Source organism: Leclercia sp. GHBNCSD (assembly GCF_055805075.1).
Map to the genome: position 1 here is coordinate 4147545 of NZ_JBQVYO010000001.1, position 19100 is coordinate 4166644.

Annotated in this window: 18 protein-coding genes; 8 read left to right on the forward strand and 10 right to left on the reverse strand. The window is 56.4% G+C overall.

Annotated elements, in window-relative coordinates:
* Positions 1 to 2: 2 nt before the first annotated feature.
* The 4 genes from ACT3IC_RS19820 to ACT3IC_RS19835 form a co-directional block, all read right to left on the reverse strand.
* Positions 3 to 1034 (reverse strand): methionine synthase, encoded by a 1032-nt coding sequence (locus tag ACT3IC_RS19820; protein ID WP_103179751.1) that lies wholly within the window; start codon positions 1032 to 1034, stop codon positions 3 to 5.
* Between the two features lie 28 nt (positions 1035 to 1062).
* Complete coding sequence (locus ACT3IC_RS19825; RefSeq protein ID WP_103181086.1) at positions 1063 to 2046, reverse strand: DUF1852 domain-containing protein; 984 nt, start codon at positions 2044 to 2046, stop codon at positions 1063 to 1065.
* Positions 2047 to 2218: 172 nt separating this feature from the next.
* A complete protein-coding gene (locus tag ACT3IC_RS19830; RefSeq protein WP_103179750.1) occupies positions 2219 to 2989 on the reverse strand; it encodes a hypothetical protein in 771 nt (256 codons plus the stop codon).
* Between the two features lies 1 nt (position 2990).
* A complete protein-coding gene (locus tag ACT3IC_RS19835; protein ID WP_103179749.1) occupies positions 2991 to 3188 on the reverse strand; it encodes a hypothetical protein in 198 nt (65 codons plus the stop codon).
* A gap of 476 nt (positions 3189 to 3664) precedes the next feature.
* Between ACT3IC_RS19835 and ycgZ the strand changes: the two genes are divergently transcribed.
* The 7 genes from ycgZ (at position 3665) to ACT3IC_RS19870 (ending at position 8757) form a co-directional block, all read left to right on the forward strand.
* Entirely contained in the window at positions 3665 to 3904 is a 240-nt protein-coding gene (gene ycgZ, locus ACT3IC_RS19840; protein WP_103179748.1) for a regulatory protein YcgZ, read from the forward strand.
* A gap of 134 nt (positions 3905 to 4038) precedes the next feature.
* The gene (locus ACT3IC_RS19845) at positions 4039 to 4338 is read left to right on the forward strand and encodes a hypothetical protein (protein ID WP_139156343.1); all 300 of its coding nucleotides are present in this window, start codon (positions 4039 to 4041) and stop codon (positions 4336 to 4338) included.
* A gap of 16 nt (positions 4339 to 4354) precedes the next feature.
* Entirely contained in the window at positions 4355 to 4633 is a 279-nt protein-coding gene (locus ACT3IC_RS19850) for a biofilm development regulator YmgB/AriR family protein (RefSeq protein ID WP_156654579.1), read from the forward strand.
* Between the two features lie 216 nt (positions 4634 to 4849).
* Positions 4850 to 5125 (forward strand): metal/formaldehyde-sensitive transcriptional repressor, encoded by a 276-nt coding sequence (locus ACT3IC_RS19855; RefSeq protein WP_103179747.1) that lies wholly within the window; start codon positions 4850 to 4852, stop codon positions 5123 to 5125.
* A 29-nt stretch (positions 5126 to 5154) separates the two neighbouring features.
* Positions 5155 to 6273, forward strand: a complete 1119-nt coding sequence (locus tag ACT3IC_RS19860) for an S-(hydroxymethyl)glutathione dehydrogenase/class III alcohol dehydrogenase (protein WP_103179746.1) — start codon at positions 5155 to 5157, stop codon at positions 6271 to 6273.
* 175 nt (positions 6274 to 6448) lie between these two features.
* The gene (locus ACT3IC_RS19865) at positions 6449 to 8140 is read left to right on the forward strand and encodes a methyl-accepting chemotaxis protein (protein WP_103179745.1); all 1692 of its coding nucleotides are present in this window, start codon (positions 6449 to 6451) and stop codon (positions 8138 to 8140) included.
* 164 nt (positions 8141 to 8304) lie between these two features.
* Positions 8305 to 8757 carry an energy transducer TonB gene (locus ACT3IC_RS19870; protein WP_159339373.1) on the forward strand — a complete coding sequence of 151 codons (453 nt, stop codon included), beginning with the start codon at positions 8305 to 8307 and terminating at the stop codon, positions 8755 to 8757.
* Between the two features lie 49 nt (positions 8758 to 8806).
* On the opposite strand, the gene ACT3IC_RS19875 is transcribed toward ACT3IC_RS19870, so the two are convergent.
* The 6 genes from ACT3IC_RS19875 to ACT3IC_RS19900 form a co-directional block, all read right to left on the reverse strand.
* On the reverse strand, positions 8807 to 11185 hold the full coding sequence (locus ACT3IC_RS19875) for a glucose/quinate/shikimate family membrane-bound PQQ-dependent dehydrogenase (protein ID WP_159339372.1): 2379 nt from the start codon (positions 11183 to 11185) through the stop codon (positions 8807 to 8809).
* 281 nt (positions 11186 to 11466) lie between these two features.
* Positions 11467 to 12390, reverse strand: coding sequence for a LysR substrate-binding domain-containing protein (locus tag ACT3IC_RS19880; RefSeq protein WP_103179742.1), 924 nt, complete (start codon positions 12388 to 12390; stop codon positions 11467 to 11469).
* Positions 12391 to 12597: 207 nt separating this feature from the next.
* Positions 12598 to 13473 carry a 4Fe-4S binding protein gene (locus ACT3IC_RS19885; protein ID WP_328797669.1) on the reverse strand — a complete coding sequence of 292 codons (876 nt, stop codon included), beginning with the start codon at positions 13471 to 13473 and terminating at the stop codon, positions 12598 to 12600.
* Entirely contained in the window at positions 13473 to 14306 is an 834-nt protein-coding gene (locus ACT3IC_RS19890; protein WP_103179740.1) for a dimethyl sulfoxide reductase anchor subunit family protein, read from the reverse strand. The genes ACT3IC_RS19885 and ACT3IC_RS19890 overlap by 1 nt, the downstream gene beginning before the upstream one ends.
* Positions 14299 to 14931, reverse strand: coding sequence for a DMSO/selenate family reductase complex B subunit (locus ACT3IC_RS19895; protein ID WP_103179739.1), 633 nt, complete (start codon positions 14929 to 14931; stop codon positions 14299 to 14301). Before ACT3IC_RS19895 ends, ACT3IC_RS19890 begins: the two co-directional genes overlap by 8 nt.
* Positions 14915 to 17314: a DMSO/selenate family reductase complex A subunit gene (locus tag ACT3IC_RS19900; RefSeq protein WP_159339370.1), complete on the reverse strand. Its 2400-nt coding sequence runs from the start codon at positions 17312 to 17314 to the stop codon at positions 14915 to 14917. Before ACT3IC_RS19900 ends, ACT3IC_RS19895 begins: the two co-directional genes overlap by 17 nt.
* 435 nt (positions 17315 to 17749) lie before the next feature.
* On the opposite strand from ACT3IC_RS19900, the gene hglS reads away from it, so the two are divergent.
* A complete protein-coding gene (gene hglS, locus ACT3IC_RS19905; RefSeq protein ID WP_156654575.1) occupies positions 17750 to 19093 on the forward strand; it encodes a 2-oxoadipate dioxygenase/decarboxylase HglS in 1344 nt (447 codons plus the stop codon).
* Positions 19094 to 19100: the final 7 nt, after the last annotated feature.

A 19100-nucleotide genomic window follows, 5' to 3' on the forward strand; every position in this document is an offset into this window, starting at 1 on the left:
ACTTATCGCGCCGCCAGCTCCCGGCGGATAATCTCCGCCCCTGCGCTTAACGCATGGAGCTTGCCGTTAGCCACCTGACGGGACAGGGGAGCCATTCCGCAGTTGGTCGACGGGTAGAGCTTGTCTGCATCCACAAACTGCAACGCTTTGCGCAGCGTAGCGGCCACTTCCTCTGGCGTCTCAATGGTATGGGTTGCCACATCAATGGCGCCGACCATCACCTTTTTACCGCGGATTAGCTCCAGCAGATCCATCGGTACGCGCGAGTTGTGGCACTCCAGCGAGATGATATCGATATTCGAGGTCTGCAGTTTGGGGAACGCTTCTTCGTACTGGCGCCACTCTGAACCCAGCGTTTTCTTCCAGTCGGTGTTGGCTTTGATGCCATAGCCGTAGCAGATGTGGACGGCGGTTTCGCACTTCAGCCCTTCAATGGCGCGCTCCAGGGCGGCGATCCCCCAGTCATTCACCTCATCAAAAAAGACGTTAAAGGCGGGTTCGTCGAACTGGATAATATCGACCCCGGCCGCTTCCAGCTCTTTGGCCTCCTGGTTGAGAATTTTTGCAAACTCCCAGGCCAGTTTTTCCCGGCTTTTGTAGTGGTTGTCATAGAGCGTGTCGATCATGGTCATCGGACCCGGCAGCGCCCATTTGATTGGCTGGGTGGTGAGCTGGCGTAAATATTTCGCATCATCAACGAACACTGGCTTCTGACGGGCCACGGCGCCGACGACGGTCGGTACGCTCGCATCATAGCGGTTACGGATTTTAACCACCTCGCGTTTCTCAAAATCGACGCCGCTGAGGTGCTCGATAAAGGTAGTGACGAAGTGCTGGCGCGTTTGCTCACCGTCGCTGACGATGTCAATGCCAGCCCGCAGCTGATCGTCGAGGGACAAACGCAGCGCATCCTGTTTACCGGCGAGCAGTTCTTCGTTCTGCAATTTCCACGGCGACCAGAGGGTCTCCGGCTGTGCCAGCCAGGAGGGTTTCGGCAGGCTGCCGGCAGTGGAGGTGGGGAGCAATGTTTTCATAACAGGTGACCTTATCGTTTTAATGGAATCAACGCGCGTACTGAGCAGACCATTGCTCAAGAAGAGTTTTGTACGGTTTGATAAAGTGTTTCTCGGTAAATTTCCCCTGCTCAATGGCCAGCTGGCTACGCTCTTCGCGGTCGTAAACAATTTTGGTCAGGGAGTGATCCTCGTTAGTCAGGCTGGGCTGGTAACAGTGCCCGGCGACCGAATTCGCGTTGTAAATTTCCGGACGATAAATCTTCTGGAATGTCTCCATCGTACTGATGGTGCCGATAAGCTCCAGGAAGGTGTAGTCGCTCAGCAAATCGCCGGTGAAGAAAAACGCCAGCGGCGCGGCGCTGTGTGGCGGCATAAAGTAGCGCACCTGCAGACCCATCTTTTTGAAGTACGCTTCCGTTAACGAAGAGCCCTGTTGCTGGTACTCAATGCCTAAAACAGGATGGGCATTACCGATGCGGTGATAGACATTTTTATTGGAGACGCTGAGGCAGATAACCGGCGGCTTGCTGAAATTGGCCTTATATTCATCGGAATTAACGAAGTGCTTAAAGATATTGCCGTGCAGTTCGCCAAAATTAGCCGGAATGGTGAAGGTCGTCTGCTGTTTATTATGATCCGGCAGAAGAACGCTGAAATCGTAATCCCGGACATAAGAGGAGAAGTTATTCCCGACGATCCCTTCAATGCGCTCGTTGGTTTTTTTATCAATGATGTTGGTTTTTAAGATTTCAATCGCCGGGAAGGTGGCGTGATTGTCTTCTCCCGCGATATTCATCTCTACGGAGATGATGTCCAGCTCTACGGAATAACGATCGCCGTTCGGGTTGTCCCAGTGCGCTAAGGCGTTGAAACGATTGTCAATCATCACTAACGTATTGCGCAGGTTCTGCTGACGGCTTTCCCCGCGGGCGAGGTTGGCAAAGTTAGTGGTGATCCGCGTGTTTTCGGATGGGTTGTAATTTTCATCGAAACGACTGTGGGTAATCGTGAAGGTGAAAGCGTTATTCATGGTGATGTTTCCCGGCTCTGACATAAAGACTGAAATCCCCTCGCGGTTACAGAAGTCAGTCTGTATGTTGCTAATACGTTAATATGGCTTAAGTTATGCCAGAGCCGGGGAGGGAGTGAAAGCGACTAAATTTCATTGCAACATGAGTCATCTTCATGATGGTGAAAAAATTTCACTCTGCACTCTCCGCATGCCGTTCCAGATCCAGCGCACTGGCGCTGGCGGGGTCGAAAAGTGAAAGGCTTTCAATTTGATCCAGCATGATGACCTTGCGAAACGCCATGGCGCTTTTAGGCTGTGAATCGAGCGTAATATCGTGGTCGGCATACCATTTACTGTAGTTATGCTCAATGCGCAGGCTCAGCGTCTCGCCGTCGCGGTAGCCGCTCAGCATCGGGATCAGCACGATGTTAGCGGTCTTTTCATATTCCAGGGTTGCGGTATGGATCATCCCGATATAAATCCGCCGCGATTTCAGCGTCACCAGCGCCAGTTCGCCTTCCTCCATGCACTGATAAAGCAACTGCTCAATCCCGCTTGCTTGTGACAGGCGCTTGTAAAGCTGCTTGCGACCTTCGCCGTCCAGCCTGGCGCTGCCCGCCCAGTTCGAGCGGTAGAGACAAAACAGGATGGCAAAAGCCAGCATCACCACTACCGGCGCCTGGATGCCCAGGAAGCTCCAGTTCATAAAATCCACTTGCCAGTTGGCGTTGTCCTGCGCAGTTAAGTGGAAGGTATTGGCAGTGTAAGAGAGCCCGAGCAGTAACAGCCAAAGCAGGCCGGTGGCGATCACGCCCTGCAATACGAAGATACAGCCGTACAGCGCGACCAGAAAATAGACATCCCAGCCAAAGGAGCGCTTAATTTTAAACCGGGTGGAGAGGTCGCGACTCGTGTACCAGTATCCGCTCACCATCAGTACCATAAAGATCGCTGTTCCCATATCAGGCCCTCTTCAGCGCGTTAACATGGCGCAGGAAGTCCTGTCGCACCTCTTTACTTTTATAGTTGACCGAGGCGTTACCATCCTGATCGATAATGATGCGGTCCCCGTCCTCCACGGCCTCAATAATCTCCTGCTGACTCATCACCTGTAGCAGCGACTCAGGGCTGGAGAAAATTGAGGTAAACAGGCGTCTCATAGCGTGGGCTCCTTATAGACAAAAAGCCTAAGCATGGTAGGGGATTGCAAATATTGCCTTAAGGTTATGCTGAAAAGCGTCAGGTTACGCTCAGCCTTTTCCCCCTCCACTCTCCCGGAATCATGTTAATCATTAAAGTGTCATTGACGTGGCCGAAGCTGTACAACCTGGATGTAGAACTGAGCGGTTAGTAGGGCAGTTTATGATGCGCGGGAAGCGCTGTTTTCAAGCGGAGTTCCATGATTAATGGGGGATTCTTAAGTCTTATTAATTAATCGCTTACTGAAAATAGTTTTTTGTAAGCTTTGAACGCCAGATAATTTTTAATGCCTTTTAAGGCGTTGATATTTTTAAAATTAACTTAGGTTGCTATGTAAAATCGCAAAAACTTGTACATGCACCATGTACAACTATAGCGGTTTGGTATATTTTAACATCACTTTAACCCCTAACCTAAATGTCAATCCGGAGCATCTATGCGAGGTAACAGTTCGCGCCAAAGTTCAGCTGAGGCAATCACCGCCTATTTTAATAAAGCCAGTCTGCGTAGCCAGCAGGAGACGCTGGGGCTCATTGTCGGTGAGATTCTGAATGAGGGACGTAACCTGAGCCGACTGGCTATCTGTACCAGGTTATTACGCCGGGTAGAAGAGACGGAAGATGAAGCAGAAATTGCCCACTATAATGAGCTGATCGCACTGTTTTTTGAACGATAGAGAGTGTTAGCGCTTCTGTGTCTTAAAGCAGTCGATATAGGCGTTTGCGCAAAGTGGAAAAGCATCTTACGCAAAATAGTATATTGATAGCGATGAGAGGTAGCCCGGCTACGTTCAGTCGCGTGAGAACAGTTATGCATAGAACGAAATCTGAAAAGCTGAGGGACGATCTTATTGGCGAAGCTGTGTTGTTAATTTTAAAAGACAACGGTCCGATAAATTTTAAGACGCTGGCAGTAAAACTGAAAATTATGGCCAGCACAGAGCGTGATGTTGAACGACGAAGTGCACTGTCGGCGGCAGCATTAGAGGTTGAGCAAAAGGTTAAATCCAGTCGTGGCGTACAGACAGAATACAGAAGTCATTGTTATGTCAACAGAATGCACCATCTTATGGTGAATGATACTCAGCATAAATACGATAAAAAACATTAATCTTTGGGTGGATAATATGCAACCTAATATTTCTCAGCACACACCGCATTTCAATGCCCTTCAGGATCAGGCGCTGGCATCCTACTTCCGTTCAGCCGGCGGTGCCTTGTCCGTGGAGTCTGCCATCTTAGGTTCAGCGATAAGATGTATTATTCTCAGTGGTGATAACCTCACTAATAAGCAAATTATTCTTCAGCTAATTTACGCGCTTGAACAAACAGCGGATCAGGAAGCTGCCGACGTCATACGCAATACGCTCGAAATTGTTGTGGGTTTCACGCAGGATGATATTTAAGCATCACTTACGCCGGTGGCACCCGCATAATAAAGGTCTGGTAAAATAGCCGACGCAAACTGCCCTTAACCAGGGCAGCAGCATCTTCTGAAGTATCCTCACACCTGCCCCACCCTGACTTCCCCGTCTCATTGCGACACCTCTCTGAACATTCCCGTTTGCAGCTCCGTGTAAAATAAAATAGTATACCCCCCTACAGTATCCAGGAGCCCTCCGATGCCACATTCACCTGAAGACAAAAAACGTGTCCTGACGCGCGTGCGCCGCATTCGCGGACAGGTCGATGCCCTGGAGCGGGCGCTTGAGTCCGGCGAACCTTGCCTTGCTATCCTGCAGCAAATCGCCGCGGTGCGCGGCGCCGCAAACGGGCTGATGGGCGAGATGGTTGAAATTCACCTCAAAGATGAGCTGGTGACGGGCGATACCACCGCCGATCAGCGGGCTGTAAGAATGGCGGAAGTCGGCCATTTGCTGCGCTCTTATCTAAAATAAACACCTGACATCACTAAAAGGAAAGCAAGATGAAATCACGTGCTGCTGTTGCATTTGGCCCAGGCCAGCCGTTGAAAATCGTTGAAATTGATGTGGCGCCACCAAAGAAGGGTGAAGTGCTGGTCAAAATCACCCACACCGGCGTGTGTCACACCGACGCGTTTACCCTGTCGGGTGACGATCCGGAAGGCGTTTTCCCGGCGGTGCTCGGTCATGAGGGCGGTGGCGTGGTGGTGGAAGTCGGCGAGGGCGTCACCAGCCTGCAACCGGGCGATCACGTCATCCCGCTGTACACCGCTGAGTGTCGCGAGTGTAAGTTCTGTAAATCCGGCAAAACCAACCTCTGCCAGGCGGTGCGCGCCACCCAGGGTAAAGGGCTGATGCCGGACGGCACCACCCGTTTCTCATACAACGGTGAGCCGATCTATCACTACATGGGCACCAGCACCTTCAGCGAATACACCGTCTGCGCTGAAATCTCGCTGGCAAAAGTGAACCCGCAGGCGCCGCTGGATAAGGTCTGTCTGCTGGGCTGCGGCGTCACCACCGGTATTGGTGCCGTCCACAACACCGCCAAAGTGAAAGAGGGCGATACCGTGGCGGTATTCGGTCTGGGCGGCATCGGTCTGGCAGTGATCCAGGGGGCGGTACAGGCGAAAGCCGGACGCATTCTGGCGGTGGACACCAACCCGGAAAAATTCAAGCTGGCGGGTGAAATGGGCGCGACCGACTTCATCAACCCGAACGACTACGACAAGCCCGTTCAGGACGTCATTGTTGAACTCACCGACGGCGGCGTCGACTTCAGCTTTGAGTGCATTGGTAACGTCAACGTCATGCGTGCCGCGCTGGAGTGCTGCCATAAGGGCTGGGGCGAAAGCGTGATTATCGGCGTGGCCGGTGCGGGTCAGGAGATCAAAACCCGTCCGTTCCAGCTGGTGACTGGCCGCGTATGGCGTGGCTCCGCGTTTGGCGGCGTAAAAGGGCGCACCCAACTGCCGGGTATGGTAGAGGACGCGATGGCGGGCAAAATTCAGCTCGATCCGTTCATTACCCACCGCCTGCCGCTGGATCAGATCAACGAGGCTTTCGATCTGATGCACGAAGGGAAATCCATCCGTACCGTTATCCATTTCGGCGATAACTGATAAACCTTCTCTCTCCCGCTGCGCCTTTATGGGCAGCGGGACGACATCTCTTTAAAAATCATTGCGAAAGTGTGACCAGTGTTGCGATTTTAGCCGTAATCAAATTCTCTGTCGTGCCGATGACTACTTTACAGGCGTGTTTCCACGCATCTTACCTATGAGAGAGTCTACGGCTATGGACAAAACAACAACAGTTCGGGCGCAACATAAGCTGGGCTTCCTGCATCACATCAGGCTGCTTCCGCTTTTCTCCTCGATTTTGGGTGGCATTATTTTGCTGTTTGCCCTGAGCGCGGGGTTGGCAGGTTATTTTTTACTCCAGGCAGATAAAGATCAGCAGGATGTAACGGCTGAGATCCAGGTCCGTACCGGGTTGTCAAACAGTTCAAACCATCTGCGCACGGCGCGTATCAACATGATCCATGCGGGCGCTGCCAGCCGTATCGCCGAAATGGATGAGATGAAAAAGAACATCGCGGAAGCAGAGCAGCGCCTTAAACAGTCCCAGGCCGGTTTTGCCGCCTACATGAGCCGTGGCGTTCGCACCCCGGCGGACGAAGCGCTGGATGGCGATCTGAAGACCAACTACCAGGCCTACATTGATGGCATGCAGCCGATGCTGAAATATGCCAAAAACGGCATGTTTGAAGCCATCATCAACCACGAAAATGAGACGGCGCGTCCGCTGGATGATGCTTATAACGAGGTGCTGCTGAAAGCGATCAAGATCCGTACCGAACGCGCGAATATGCTCACCGAACAGGCGCACACCCGCACCCAGCTGGGGCTAATGTTTATGATCGGTGCCTTTGGTCTGGCCCTGGTGCTGACGGTGATCACCTTTATCGTTCTGCGTCGCACGGTGATTAACCCGCTGCAACGTGCGGCAACCCGCATTGAACATATTGCGAAAGGCGATCTGACGCTGCCAGAAGAGCAGACCGGGCGCAGTGAAATTGGCCGTCTGACCCACGATCTGCAAACCATGCAGCGCTCGCTGGTGAATACCGTGGGCACCGTGCGTCAGGGCGCGGAAGAGATCTACCGCGGCACCAGCGAAATCTCTGCCGGTAACACCGATCTCTCATCACGTACCGAACAGCAGGCCGCCGCTATCGAGCAGACCGCTGCCAGCATGGAACAGCTGACCGCCACCGTGAAGCAGAACGCCGATAACGCGCACCACGCCAGCAAGCTGGCGGAAGATGCCTCCGGTAAAGCCAGCCGCGGCGGCCAGATGGTCTCCGGGGTGGTGAAAACCATGGGCAACATCTCCAGCAGCTCGAAGAAAATCTCCGAAATCACCGCGGTGATCAACAGCATCGCCTTCCAGACCAACATCCTGGCGCTGAACGCCGCGGTGGAAGCCGCCCGTGCCGGTGAGCAAGGGCGCGGGTTTGCGGTGGTCGCCAGCGAAGTCCGCACCCTGGCCAGCCGCAGCGCCAACGCTGCGAAAGAGATTGAAGGGCTAATCAGCGAGTCGGTTTCGCTCATCGATCAGGGCTCCGGGGAAGTGGTTGCCGCAGGTAACACCATGAGCGAAATCGTGGAAGCGGTTAAACGCGTCACCGATATCATGCTGGAGATTGCCGCCGCTTCCGACGAGCAGAGCCGGGGCATTGAGCAGGTCAGCCAGGCGATCTCGGAGATGGATAAAGTGACCCAGCAGAACGCCTCGCTGGTGGAAGAAGCCTCCGCCGCGGCGGCCTCGCTGGAAGATCAGGCTGCCCGTCTGACCGAAGCGGTAGGCGCCTTCCGCTTGCAGGGTATGGGCCAGGCCCGCAGCAGCAGTAAAGCGGCGCCTGTCGCGCCAGCCGCACCGCTGCGTCCGGCGGTTGCCGATGGGGATAACTGGGAAACCTTCTGATCCCCAGCCGCATCCTGCCGGGTGGCGCTGCGCTTACCCGGCCTACAAAACCGTAGGCCCGTGCAAGCGAAGCGCCGCCGGGCAAAAAAGGGTTCATGTTTCGACATGAACCCTTTTTTTATTCCCCGCTATGATGGATGTAAGGGCTAAAGAGGAACAGGACGATGAAACGATTTACGCAGGTGGTTTGCACAGCGTGGTTACTGGCCGGGTGTGCCTCCGGCGGCAGCGTGGGGGTGGGCGGCATCGGGATCGGCGGCGGCGGGGGGAGCAGCGGAGTGGGGGTCGGGTTATCTTTCCCGGTGGGCGGCAGCACATCGACCGTCGATAACGGGCAGGCGGACTGCGACGGCGACGTATACCGGGTGCAGCCGCGCTATCCTGAGCAGGCCGCGGCGCAGAACTACTCCGGCAGGGTGACGGTTTCGTTTAACGTCAAGCTCAATGGCCGCGCGACGGATTACCGGGCCGCAGGGGATAAACCTTTCTTTGATGAGACAAAACGCGCCGTCTTACGCAGCTGCTGGCCAGCAGGCGTCCATCAGAACCTGGTGGTCAGTTACCAGAACGGCAAGACGGCAACCTGGATCGAAAATTCTCTCTCCGCTAAGCCGTAGAAATAAAAAAGCCGGCCACAAAGGTAGCCGGCTCGACGGTTAAAGGCGATTACTGCTTATCAGGCAGCGCATAGGCGATGATGTAATCTCCACGATCCGGAGACTGACGCGCGCCACCCGCATTGATGATGATGTACTGCTTGCCGGTTTTCGGCGACACGTAGGTCATCGGCCCGGACTGGCTGCCCACCGGCAGGCGGTCTTTCCAGATCTCTTTCCCGTTGGCGGTATCGAACGCGCGCAGGTAGAAATCCTGCGTACCGGCGAAGAACAGCAGGCCAGACTGGGTGGAGAGCGACGCGCCCAGCGTCGGCATGCCAATCGGGATTGGCATGTGCATGCGGATGCCCAGCGGACCGGTATCTTCCACAGTACCTACCGGCACCTGCCACACCAGCTTGCCGGACTTCAGATCCACGGCAGACAGGGTGCCGAACGGCGGTTTCTGGCACGGAATACCCAGCGGCGACAGGAAGCGTTCGCGCATCGCACCGAACGGTGTCCCGTCCATCGGCACAATCCCCATCTCAATCCCGCTGGCATTTTTGGCTACGTTGGCGCGCGGCACCATGTAGTTCGCCAGCCCCAGGCGCATGTCGTTCACGAACATCAGGCTGTTGTTCGGGTCAACCGAGACGCTGCCCCAGTTCATGCCGCCGAGCGAGCCCGGGAACTGCAGGGAGCGATCGAGACCCGGCGGGGTAAAGACGCCCTGGTGGCGCATCTCTTTAAACTGGATGCGGCAGAGCAGCAGGTCAACCGGCGTAGCGCCCCACATATCCGATTCGGTCAGGGTCTGGTTGCCAATCATCGGCATGCCGACGGAGTATGGCTGGGTCGGGGAGTAACGCTCGCCTTCAACATTTCCGGCAGGCACCGGACGCTCTTCCACCTTCGCCACCGGCTGGCCGGTTTCGCGGTTGAGCATAAAGATCATGCCCTGCTTGCTGGTCTGCACCAGCACTGGCGTGGAGCCGCCTTTACCATCCGGCAGATCGTACAGCAGCGGCTGCGACGGCAGGTCGAAGTCCCAGAGATCGTGGTGGGTGGTCTGGAAATGCCAGCGTACCTGACCGGTTGTGGCATCCACTGCCACAATGGAGGAGCTGTATTTATCATCCAGTTCGGTACGCTGACCGGCCCAGAAGTCCGGGGTGGCGTTACCGGTCGGAAGGTAGATCAGGTTCAGCTTCGCGTCATAGGACATGGCTGACCAGACGTTCGGCGTCCCGCGGGTATAGGTCTGGCCTTCCGGTGGCAGGCCGGTGATGTTCGGGTTACCCGGATCCCAGGCCCAGGCCAGCTTGCCGCTGTGCACATCATAGGCACGCACCACGCCCGGCGGCTCATCGGTGGAGAAGTTATCCGCCACGCGGCCACCTACCACCACGACGTTGCCCGCCACCAGCGGGGTGGAGGTTTGCTGATAGTAGCCAGGCTTCACTTCACCCATACCGACGCTGAGATCGACCACGCCATGCTCGCCGAAGTCCTCACACAGCTTGCCGGTATCGGCGTTGATGGCGATAAGACGGGCATCGGTGGTCGGCAGGAACAGACGACGCGGACAGGCGGCAGGCTGGGTTTCAGCCTGTGACGTTGTCACATTTGCACTCTCTTCAAAATAGCCCAGACCACGGCAGCGCTGCCAGTTTGGCGCGGTGGCTTTGGAATCATAGCGCCACTTCTCTTTGCCGGAGTCGACATCCAGCGCCAGCACCTTGCTGTAGGGCGTACAGACGTAGAGCGTATCGCCAATCTGCAGCGGAGTGTTCTGATCTTCCGCCCCGGAGCCGTTGCTCTGGGGAATGTCGCCGGTGTGGGCAACCCAGGCTACTTTCAGATCGCTCACGTTCTGCTTGTTAATCTGATCCAGGGCGGCAAAGCGGTCGCCGTGGGTGGTGTTACCCCAGTGCGCCCAGTTTTTCTGCTGCTGCCCCGCGGCCACCGGTTTTACCGGTACGGGTTCGTTAGCGGCAACCAGGGTCTGCGGTTTAAACATCCAGCCAAGGCTCACCAGCATCAACACCGCCAGCACGGCGGCAACGCCGAACGCCGGGGTTTTATTGACCGGACGATCTGCGCCGCGCAGGAACGGCCAGACAAGGGCGGCCAGGAACGCCAGCACCGCAAAAGTGAACAGGCGTGAGAAGAGCGGCCAGAAATCCCAGCCTGCGTCGCTTACGGCCCAGATCAGCGAGGCGATAAACGCCACCGCGTAAAGGAGAATACCGCTGGTGCGCCCGCGTGCGATCAGGAATGCGGCGATCAGCATCACCACGCCCATGATCAGGAAGTACCAGCTTCCCCCTACGGTGGCGAGCTTAAAGCCCAGCCCACCGACGGCCAGCCCGATGATCGCCATCAGACCAACCAGTAGCCACTGCAGGAACCGGGGGAACCCACGTAGCGAATTACCTATAGCCATTTCTGTCTCCTGAAATAATCGCCTCTTCTCTGGCCAGGGTAGATTCAAACCTGAACCAAATGGGTAACAGAAGAGAAGATCCTTAATGAAAATGTCGGGCATGACGCCATTGTGGCGCCTGAGAGATCACCGCTGTGTTATTAAAATGAACCATTTGGTGAAATCGGCGGGTATGATAAATCTGTTAAATTGTTTAGTGCAATTGTTAATGAATGATTTCGCATTATTTGAGTAATGGAAACAAAAAGCCCGTCATCACGACGGGCTGGAGAGGGGTGAGATTAGACTGGCATCGATTTACGTATCGCGCTCAGCAGCGTCTGGGTGGCGGCGGAGAGCGGGGCGTCCACGCGGGTTAATACCCCAATCGGTTCGCCTGGACCGGGCGTTGTCACCGGCAACGCCACCAGCGTGCCCTGACGCAGATCCTCTTTCACTGCCCCGGACGGGACAAACCAGACATAGTCATAATCGACCGTCAGCTGACGCGACAGCGAGGCCGAGAGGGTTTCAATGCAGCCTGGTGGCAGTTTGCATCCCTGGGTTTGCAGCAAGGTTTCGGCATTCTGGCGCGGCACGGTGCCTTTCGGCGACACCACCACCGGCCACTCCATCACCCGGCTGAGGGTCACGGTATCGTTGAGGATGGGATGGCGCGGACGGACCACCAGCTTCAGGGACTCCAGGAAGAGCAGCTCATAGTTCAGGCCGCTCATCAGCTCCGGGTCCGACATTCTGCCGATCCCCAGATCCAGCTCGCCCGACTTCAGGCCCGCCAGCAGCATGGTGTTATTCATGGTGGCGACCTGCAAGGTGATGTTGCGCTGCTGCTTGTGGAACTGGCCGATGACCGCCGGCAAAATGCCCAGCGCCGCGGTGGGCAGGGCACCAATGCGCACGACATCGGGCACCACATCGTTACGCCGCGTCAGCGACTGGCCCGCGGTATTCAGGGCATCCAGGACTTTGACGGCATGAGTCAGGAACTGCTCGCCCATGAGCGTCAGTTGCGCGCCCAGGCGCCCGCGTTCGAACAGCCGCGTGCCGGTGAGCTGCTCCAGCTCGTTCAGCGTTTTTGAAAGCGCAGGCTGGCTCAGATTAAGGGTTTCAGCCGCGCGCCCAAGCGTACCCTGCTGAGCGACGGCCACAAAAGTATGAAGATGGCGCAGACGAATGCGCTGAGAAAACAAGCCATTTTTTTCCATAAGCGATGTTAAAAACAGAGCCTTCAGCGTGACAAGAAAAGTTATTTAATTTTGATAACTTGATAGCAAAATATCATTAACATTTCATCAGTTTTAGTAAAGCATCGAATAAAATCTGTCGCTTACATGCGCTATCAGGGGAGACCTGGTGAGAAGATGTAGGGGGAGAGAGCCATTTTGCATAACAAAATGGCAACATTAAAGGGGTTACGCTTCCCGCATTGCGAAAGCGTGGCGCTGGCAGATATGACAGCGATCCGCCTCAGGGGAGAAGGTGTAGAAGGTGTGATGGCAGCTACGACAGGTTTTTACCGCAAACGGATAGCGTTGTGGCGTTGCGGCCTGTAGCTGGTGCTCAATGCGGATCGCAGCGGAAAAACAGACCGCGGTACAACTGTTACAGCCCGTACAGCGGGCAGGGTCCCACGCCAGCGCCGTCTCAGTTATTTGAAGCGCATTTTCAGGGCAGGCTCTGGCGCAGGCGCCGCAGGCCATACACAGGGACAACGACAAGGAGAACTGATACTCGCTGAAGGACGATAATAACGCTCTGCGGGCGCGGCGACCGGCGCTGACCCGGCCTGACTGGACGTTCTCCTCGGGGATGTGCAGCCAGTGACGACGTAGCGGGTTAACGGCGCGGGGCGTCGGCGGAAAAATCTGCCACTCCGGCTCCCGGAGCTGCCGCAGGGTGAGGTTTAATTCGGCGACGACCCGGACCCACACCGGATGATCGGCGCTCTCCAGCGCCACGCCCCGGATGGCGTACTGGAAATGCCACATCAATAATTCATCGGCGGTTATGCAGGCTGAAAACGGCGCGACTAAGCGATCGGCCTGATAGTTCCTGAGCGTGGGAGTCAGATTTTCCGGGGCGTCGGTGGGACACGGAAAGAGGCAGTTACCGCAGCGCAGACAGCTTGCGTCATCGATCGTCTGCCCGGCGGCGGAAAGGGTAATAGCCGCCACCGGGCACGCGTCTGCGCAGGCGCGGCAGGGGTGGCGAGGGAAGGTGCGGCGCAAACAAGAAGCCCCCACGCCGGGGGGCGCAGGGGGCTTAGCGTTAAGGCGAAAAATAGCCATCAGTGAATGTTAAAGAAAACAAAGCGGAACGCGATCTCCGCCAGCACCAGCAGCACGCCACCGGCCAGAAGCCCGGTTCTGCGGTTGCGCCAGCCGCTTACGGCAAACAGTACCGCTCCGACGACAGAGGCGACCCAGCAGACCAGGCGCAGCCCTTCAAGCCGGGCAAATGCCTCCAGCGGCTGATGAGGCAGGGTCACCACGCTCTTCAGCGGCGCGTTGGCCAGATAATCCATGTATGCCGGCTGCGCCAGCAGGCGGATCGCGACAATGCCCACCACGCACACCACCGCCAGGCGTAACAGGGTATTGCGCGTCTGCATTACCGGCCCGGTGTTGAGGATCGGCAGCCAGGCCATCCCCACCGCGCCGAGGATGCCCACCGCACCATAGAACATCAGCCAGGTGTTGAAGTGCATCCAGGTGATGATAGAGCTGTTGGCGTAAATGGCGCTCATGCACCAGACGTCAATCAGCCCCAGCAGCGCCGCAACGGGCAACAGGACGCTGACCAGTCGCTTTTTCACCAGCAGGATCAGCGTACACAGCCCCAGCACAGCCAGATAGAAGCTGGCAAAGACGATTTCACGGCTTAACCACGAGCTGGCGACGTGGCGCAGCGCGTTAAAGGCGTTCAGCGGATAGCCCAGGTGCAGGGTGGAGGCGATTAACCCCAGGCCACCCATCACGCAGGCTGTCAGCAACACCGGCAGCAGCTGGCGCGTTGCCTGCGGGAGCGGTTTTGCCGCACCCGCGCTGAGCGTGAGGAACAGCGTGATGCCAACGGAACCCTGTACCAGAAGGGTAAATATCAGTAACGGCAACTCATGCATGCGGTTGCTCCTCTTTCTCAGCGCCCTGGTGTGGCTTGATCACCAGGTTAGGATGCGTGATGGATGAATCCGGCAGTCCCTGCACATCACAGACGCTGCCGTAGCGGGCGCGCAGTTCGTCAATCGGGCCGAACTTGATGGCACCCAGCGGACAGGTAGCGACGCAGATCGGCTGTTCTCCTTTGGCCTGCAGATCGACGCAAAAATCGCATTTGGACATCTGGCCCGTCTCTTCATTCATCTGCGGCGCGCCATAAGGACACGACCAGGCGCAGTAGCCGCAGCCCACACATTTGCGGGTATCAACCCGCACGATGCCGTCGCCGGGCCGCTTGTGCATGGCCGTTGTCGGGCAGTTTTTAGTGCAGATCGGATCTGCGCAGTGGTTGCAGGAGATCGACAGGGTATAGGCGAAGACGTTCTGCGCCATGCCGCCCTGTCCGGTTGGGATAAACCCGCCGCCTTTCACCTCGTAAACGCGGCGGAAGCGACGGCCCACCTCGAGATTATGTTTATCCTTGCAGGCCACCTGGCAGGCTTTACAGCCTGAGCAGCGGGACGAGTCGATAAAGAACCCCAGCTGTTTATCGCTGACGGGTGGAAAATCATTAAACTGCTGCGTCATACTTTGCGACCTCCACAAGCATGGTTTGATGAGCATTACCTTTAGCAAGCGGAGTGATACGCGCCGAGCTAAGAACGTTTGGACAACCGCCGAGATCGACGCCGTTAGCGTCCGGTAGCCACCAGGCGCCAGCCTGCATGGCGACGACCCCAGGCATGATCCGGACGGTCACTTCTGCCGGCACCTGGCAGATGCCGCGCTGGTTATGAATACGGACCGTGTCACCCTGGCGAATGCCGCGTTTTTCCGCATCCAGCGGGTTGATCCACAGCTTCTGAACCTGCACCTCCTGCAGCCACGGGTTGGCGTACTGGGTGGAGTTAGCGCGGTTTTTGCCCTTCCAGGTGATGAGCTGCAGCGGGAACTGTTTCGTCAGCTCATCTTCAGGGCCTTCCTGGGCTGGAACGTAGTGCGACAGGGCAGGGATGTCCGGGTTATGCATGTCATAGAGCCGCTTTGAGAAGATCTCAATTTTGCCCGATGGTGTCGGGAACGGGTTATTCTCCGGGTCGCGGATGTTCGCTTCGAAGGCGATAAGCGGTTTGCTTTTGAACAGATGCTGACGCTGTTGCTGTAACTCGCTAAAGGTAGGCAGATGTTCATCTGGCATGGAGAGGCGCGTCTGCTCCCAGATGTGCTCAATCCACTCTTTCTCGCTGCGGCCTTCGCTGAACTGCGCTTCGATACCCAGCTTCGCCGCCACTTCCCGCTGCCAGTCATAGTCAGAGCGACGTTCGAACTCAGGCTCAACGATCTTTTCGGACAGAATCAGATAGCTGCCGGTACCCCAGCTTTCGCCAATGTTCCAGCGCTCCATAAAGCTGGTTTCCGGCAGCAGGAGATCCGCATAGCGGGCGCTGGGCGTCAGGTAGAGATCGCTTGCGACAATAAACTCAATTTTGGATTCATCTTCCAGGACTTTCACCGCCTGATGAATATCCGGGTTCTGGTTGGCGAGATAGTTGCCCGCCAGCGAGAACAGGAGCCGGATATTGCTCTTCAGCTGCGTTGCCCCCGTCAGGCCATCTTCCGGCGTCACCTTGCTGGCATCATCGGCGGCCTGCACCCAGTTCATGATCGAGATTTTTTCTTTCACCGGGTTGTCCGGCATCTCCGGGCCGGTGGCAAACTTACGGTTGCCGATGCCGCCGTAGCCCGCTGCCCAGCCGCCTTTTACGCCGACGTTACCGGTGATGGTCGCCAGCAGCGTGGAGCCACGGGCGGTGCGCTCGCCGCAGATATGGCGCTGCGGCCCCCATCCCTGGATCAGCGCCGCGGGTTTGGTGGTGGCGTAGTCGCGGGCGAGCTGGCGAATGGTCTGGGCCGGGACGTGGGTGATTTTTTCTGCCCATTCCGGCGTTTTCACCACACCATCTTTTTTGCCCATCAGATAGGCTACCAGCGACTCGTTAGCGGGCACCCCTTCCGGCATGTTCTCCTCATCAAAGCCCAGGGTATAGCGATCGATAAAGGCTTTATCGTGCAGGTTTTCGCTGACGATGACGTACATCATCGCATCCATCAACGCGTTATCGGTTGACGGTAAAAGCGGAACCCACTCATCGGCCAGCGACGACACGGTATCGGAGTAGCGCGGGTCGACGACAATAAAGCGGGTGCCGTTCTGCTTCATCTGCTGAAAATAGTGGTTGGTATGGCCGAAAATGGTTTCCGTCGGGTTATGCCCCCAGAGGATCACCAGGCGGGTATCCTGCAACGTATCAAGGGAATTGCCGGTAGCGACCGTACCGTAGGTATAAGGTGTGGCGGCGGCGGTATTGCCCATACTGACGGAGTGGTAATATTCCAGATGCCCGCCGGTCAGGTTCAATAAACGGCGCATCATTTTATCGCCGGAAAAAGTGCCGCCGCTGACTGCGGTATTATTGTGCACGAAGCGGGATTCAGGACCATATTTCTTCGTAATGCGGGTAATATTATCCGCGATCAGGGTTGTCGCCTCATCCCAGGATATGCGTTCAAATTTACCTTCGCCACGCTTACCTACCCGTTTCATGGGATATTTCAGACGATCGGGATGATAAACAAATTTACGATAGCTACGACCGCGCACACAGGCTCGCATCACCGGCATATCGGGATCGAGTGCGGCATCCGGCCGGGTCGTAATTTGGGTCACTACGCCATCGGCAATATGCGCACGAATATCGCATTTACCGCCGCAGTCAAAGGTACTGCAGGTTTGCACCACCCGTGCGGCAGGCGTCGTACCCACCGCAGGGGCCTCTGCGCCAGGGGTAGAGGCGCTTGCACGCCCGGAGGTCAAAAAAGGCAAGGCGATGGCGGCGGAACCCGCCTTCAGGAAACTTCTGCGCGACACCCCGGACGGGAAGGCATCTTCATTGTTTTCAGGTACAGACATATTATTCCCTCATAAAAAATGTCATTATTTTCCCTGATGCTTTAAAAGAGGTGGTTGATATTTATCAAAGAGGGTCATTAACCAGATTTAACGGCGGAAAATTCACACTGTTGCGATAATAATTATCATTTATTCATAGTGCGGAAAATGAGCGAATAATTTTGCTATGGGGTTAATGACAGCGGGAATTTCAATAAATAATCAGAATAATAAAAGTTAAAATATGTACAGTGCTGCCACTATTAATAATGCAGGATATAAATGTTTGTTAGCGGATATTTTCGTTTCACTTCAGATCGGGGCTTTAATCCTTCTTTAACAGCGAAGCATGAAAAACAGGCAGCCAACCACTCAGATCACAATTCGTAAATTCTTCCAAACAGCAGCAACGGCCTTCTCTACACTCCAGGTAATATTCACTGGAGGCATGACATCATGGCGAACACCATCACGGCTGATGATATTCGGGAAAACTTTTCGCAGGCTATGTCGGCGATGTACCAGCAGGAAGTTCCGCAGTACGGCACTTTGCTGGAGCTGGTAGCGGATGTGAATCTGGCGGTACTGGAAAATAACCCGAAGCTGCACGAACAACTGGCCAACGCGGATGAACTCGCCCGTCTCAACCTCGAACGCCACGGGGCGATCCGTGTTGGTACGGCCCTGGAGCTGGCGACCCTGCGACGTATGTTCGCCATTATGGGGATGTTCCCGGTCAGCTATTACGATCTCTCCCAGGCCGGGGTGCCGGTCCACTCCACCGCCTTTCGCCCGGTAGACGATGCCGCGCTGTGCCGTAACCCGTTTCGTATCTTTACCTCGCTGCTGCGCCTGGAACTGATCGACAACGTGGCCCTGCGCGAAAAAGCGGCAGAGATCCTCGCCCGGCGTAACATCTTTACTCCCCGCTGCCTGGCGCTGATTGACCTGCACGAGGCGGAAGGAGCGTTCACCCCGGCGCAGGCCGACGAGTTTGTTCAGGAGGCGCTGGAAACCTTCCGCTGGCATCGTCACGCCACGGTCGATCATGAGACATACCTGGCGCTGCACAACGAACACCGGCTGATTGCCGACGTGGTCTGCTTCCCGGGCTGCCATATCAACCACCTGACGCCGCGCACGCTGGATATCGACCGGGTGCAGGCGTTAATGCCGGAATATGGCATCGAGCCGAAGATGCTCATCGAGGGGCCGCCGCGCAGGGAGACGCCGCTTCTGCTGCGTCAGACCAGCTTTAAGGCGCTGGAGGAGCCGGTACTGTTTGCCGGAGAAGCGCGCGGAACCCATACCGCGCGTTTTGGCGAAATTGAACAGCGCGGCGTGGCGTTAACCCCGAAAGGGCGCGAGCTCTATGACCGCCTGCTGGCGGAGGCCGGGACCGGCAAGGATAATCTGACCCACCAGCTGCATCTGCAGGAGGTTTTCCAGGCCTTTCCCGACAGCGATATCTTCCTGCGTCGCCAGGGACTGGCGTGGTTCCGCTACCGCCTGACCCCGGCAGGAGAGGCGCACCGCCACGCCTTTGGACCCGGTGACGATCCGCAGCCGCTCATCGAGCGCGGCTGGGTGGTCGCCCAGCCCATCACCTATGAAGATTTCCTGCCGGTGAGTGCCGCCGGGATCTTCCAGTCCAACCTTGGTAACGAAACCCAGGCCCGCACCCGCGGCAATGCCAGCCGTGATGCCTTTGAAGAGGCGCTGGGCTGCCCGGTGCTGGACGAGTTCACCCTCTATCAGGAGGCGGAAGAGCGCAGCAAGCGACGTTGCGGTTTGCTTTAAAAACGGT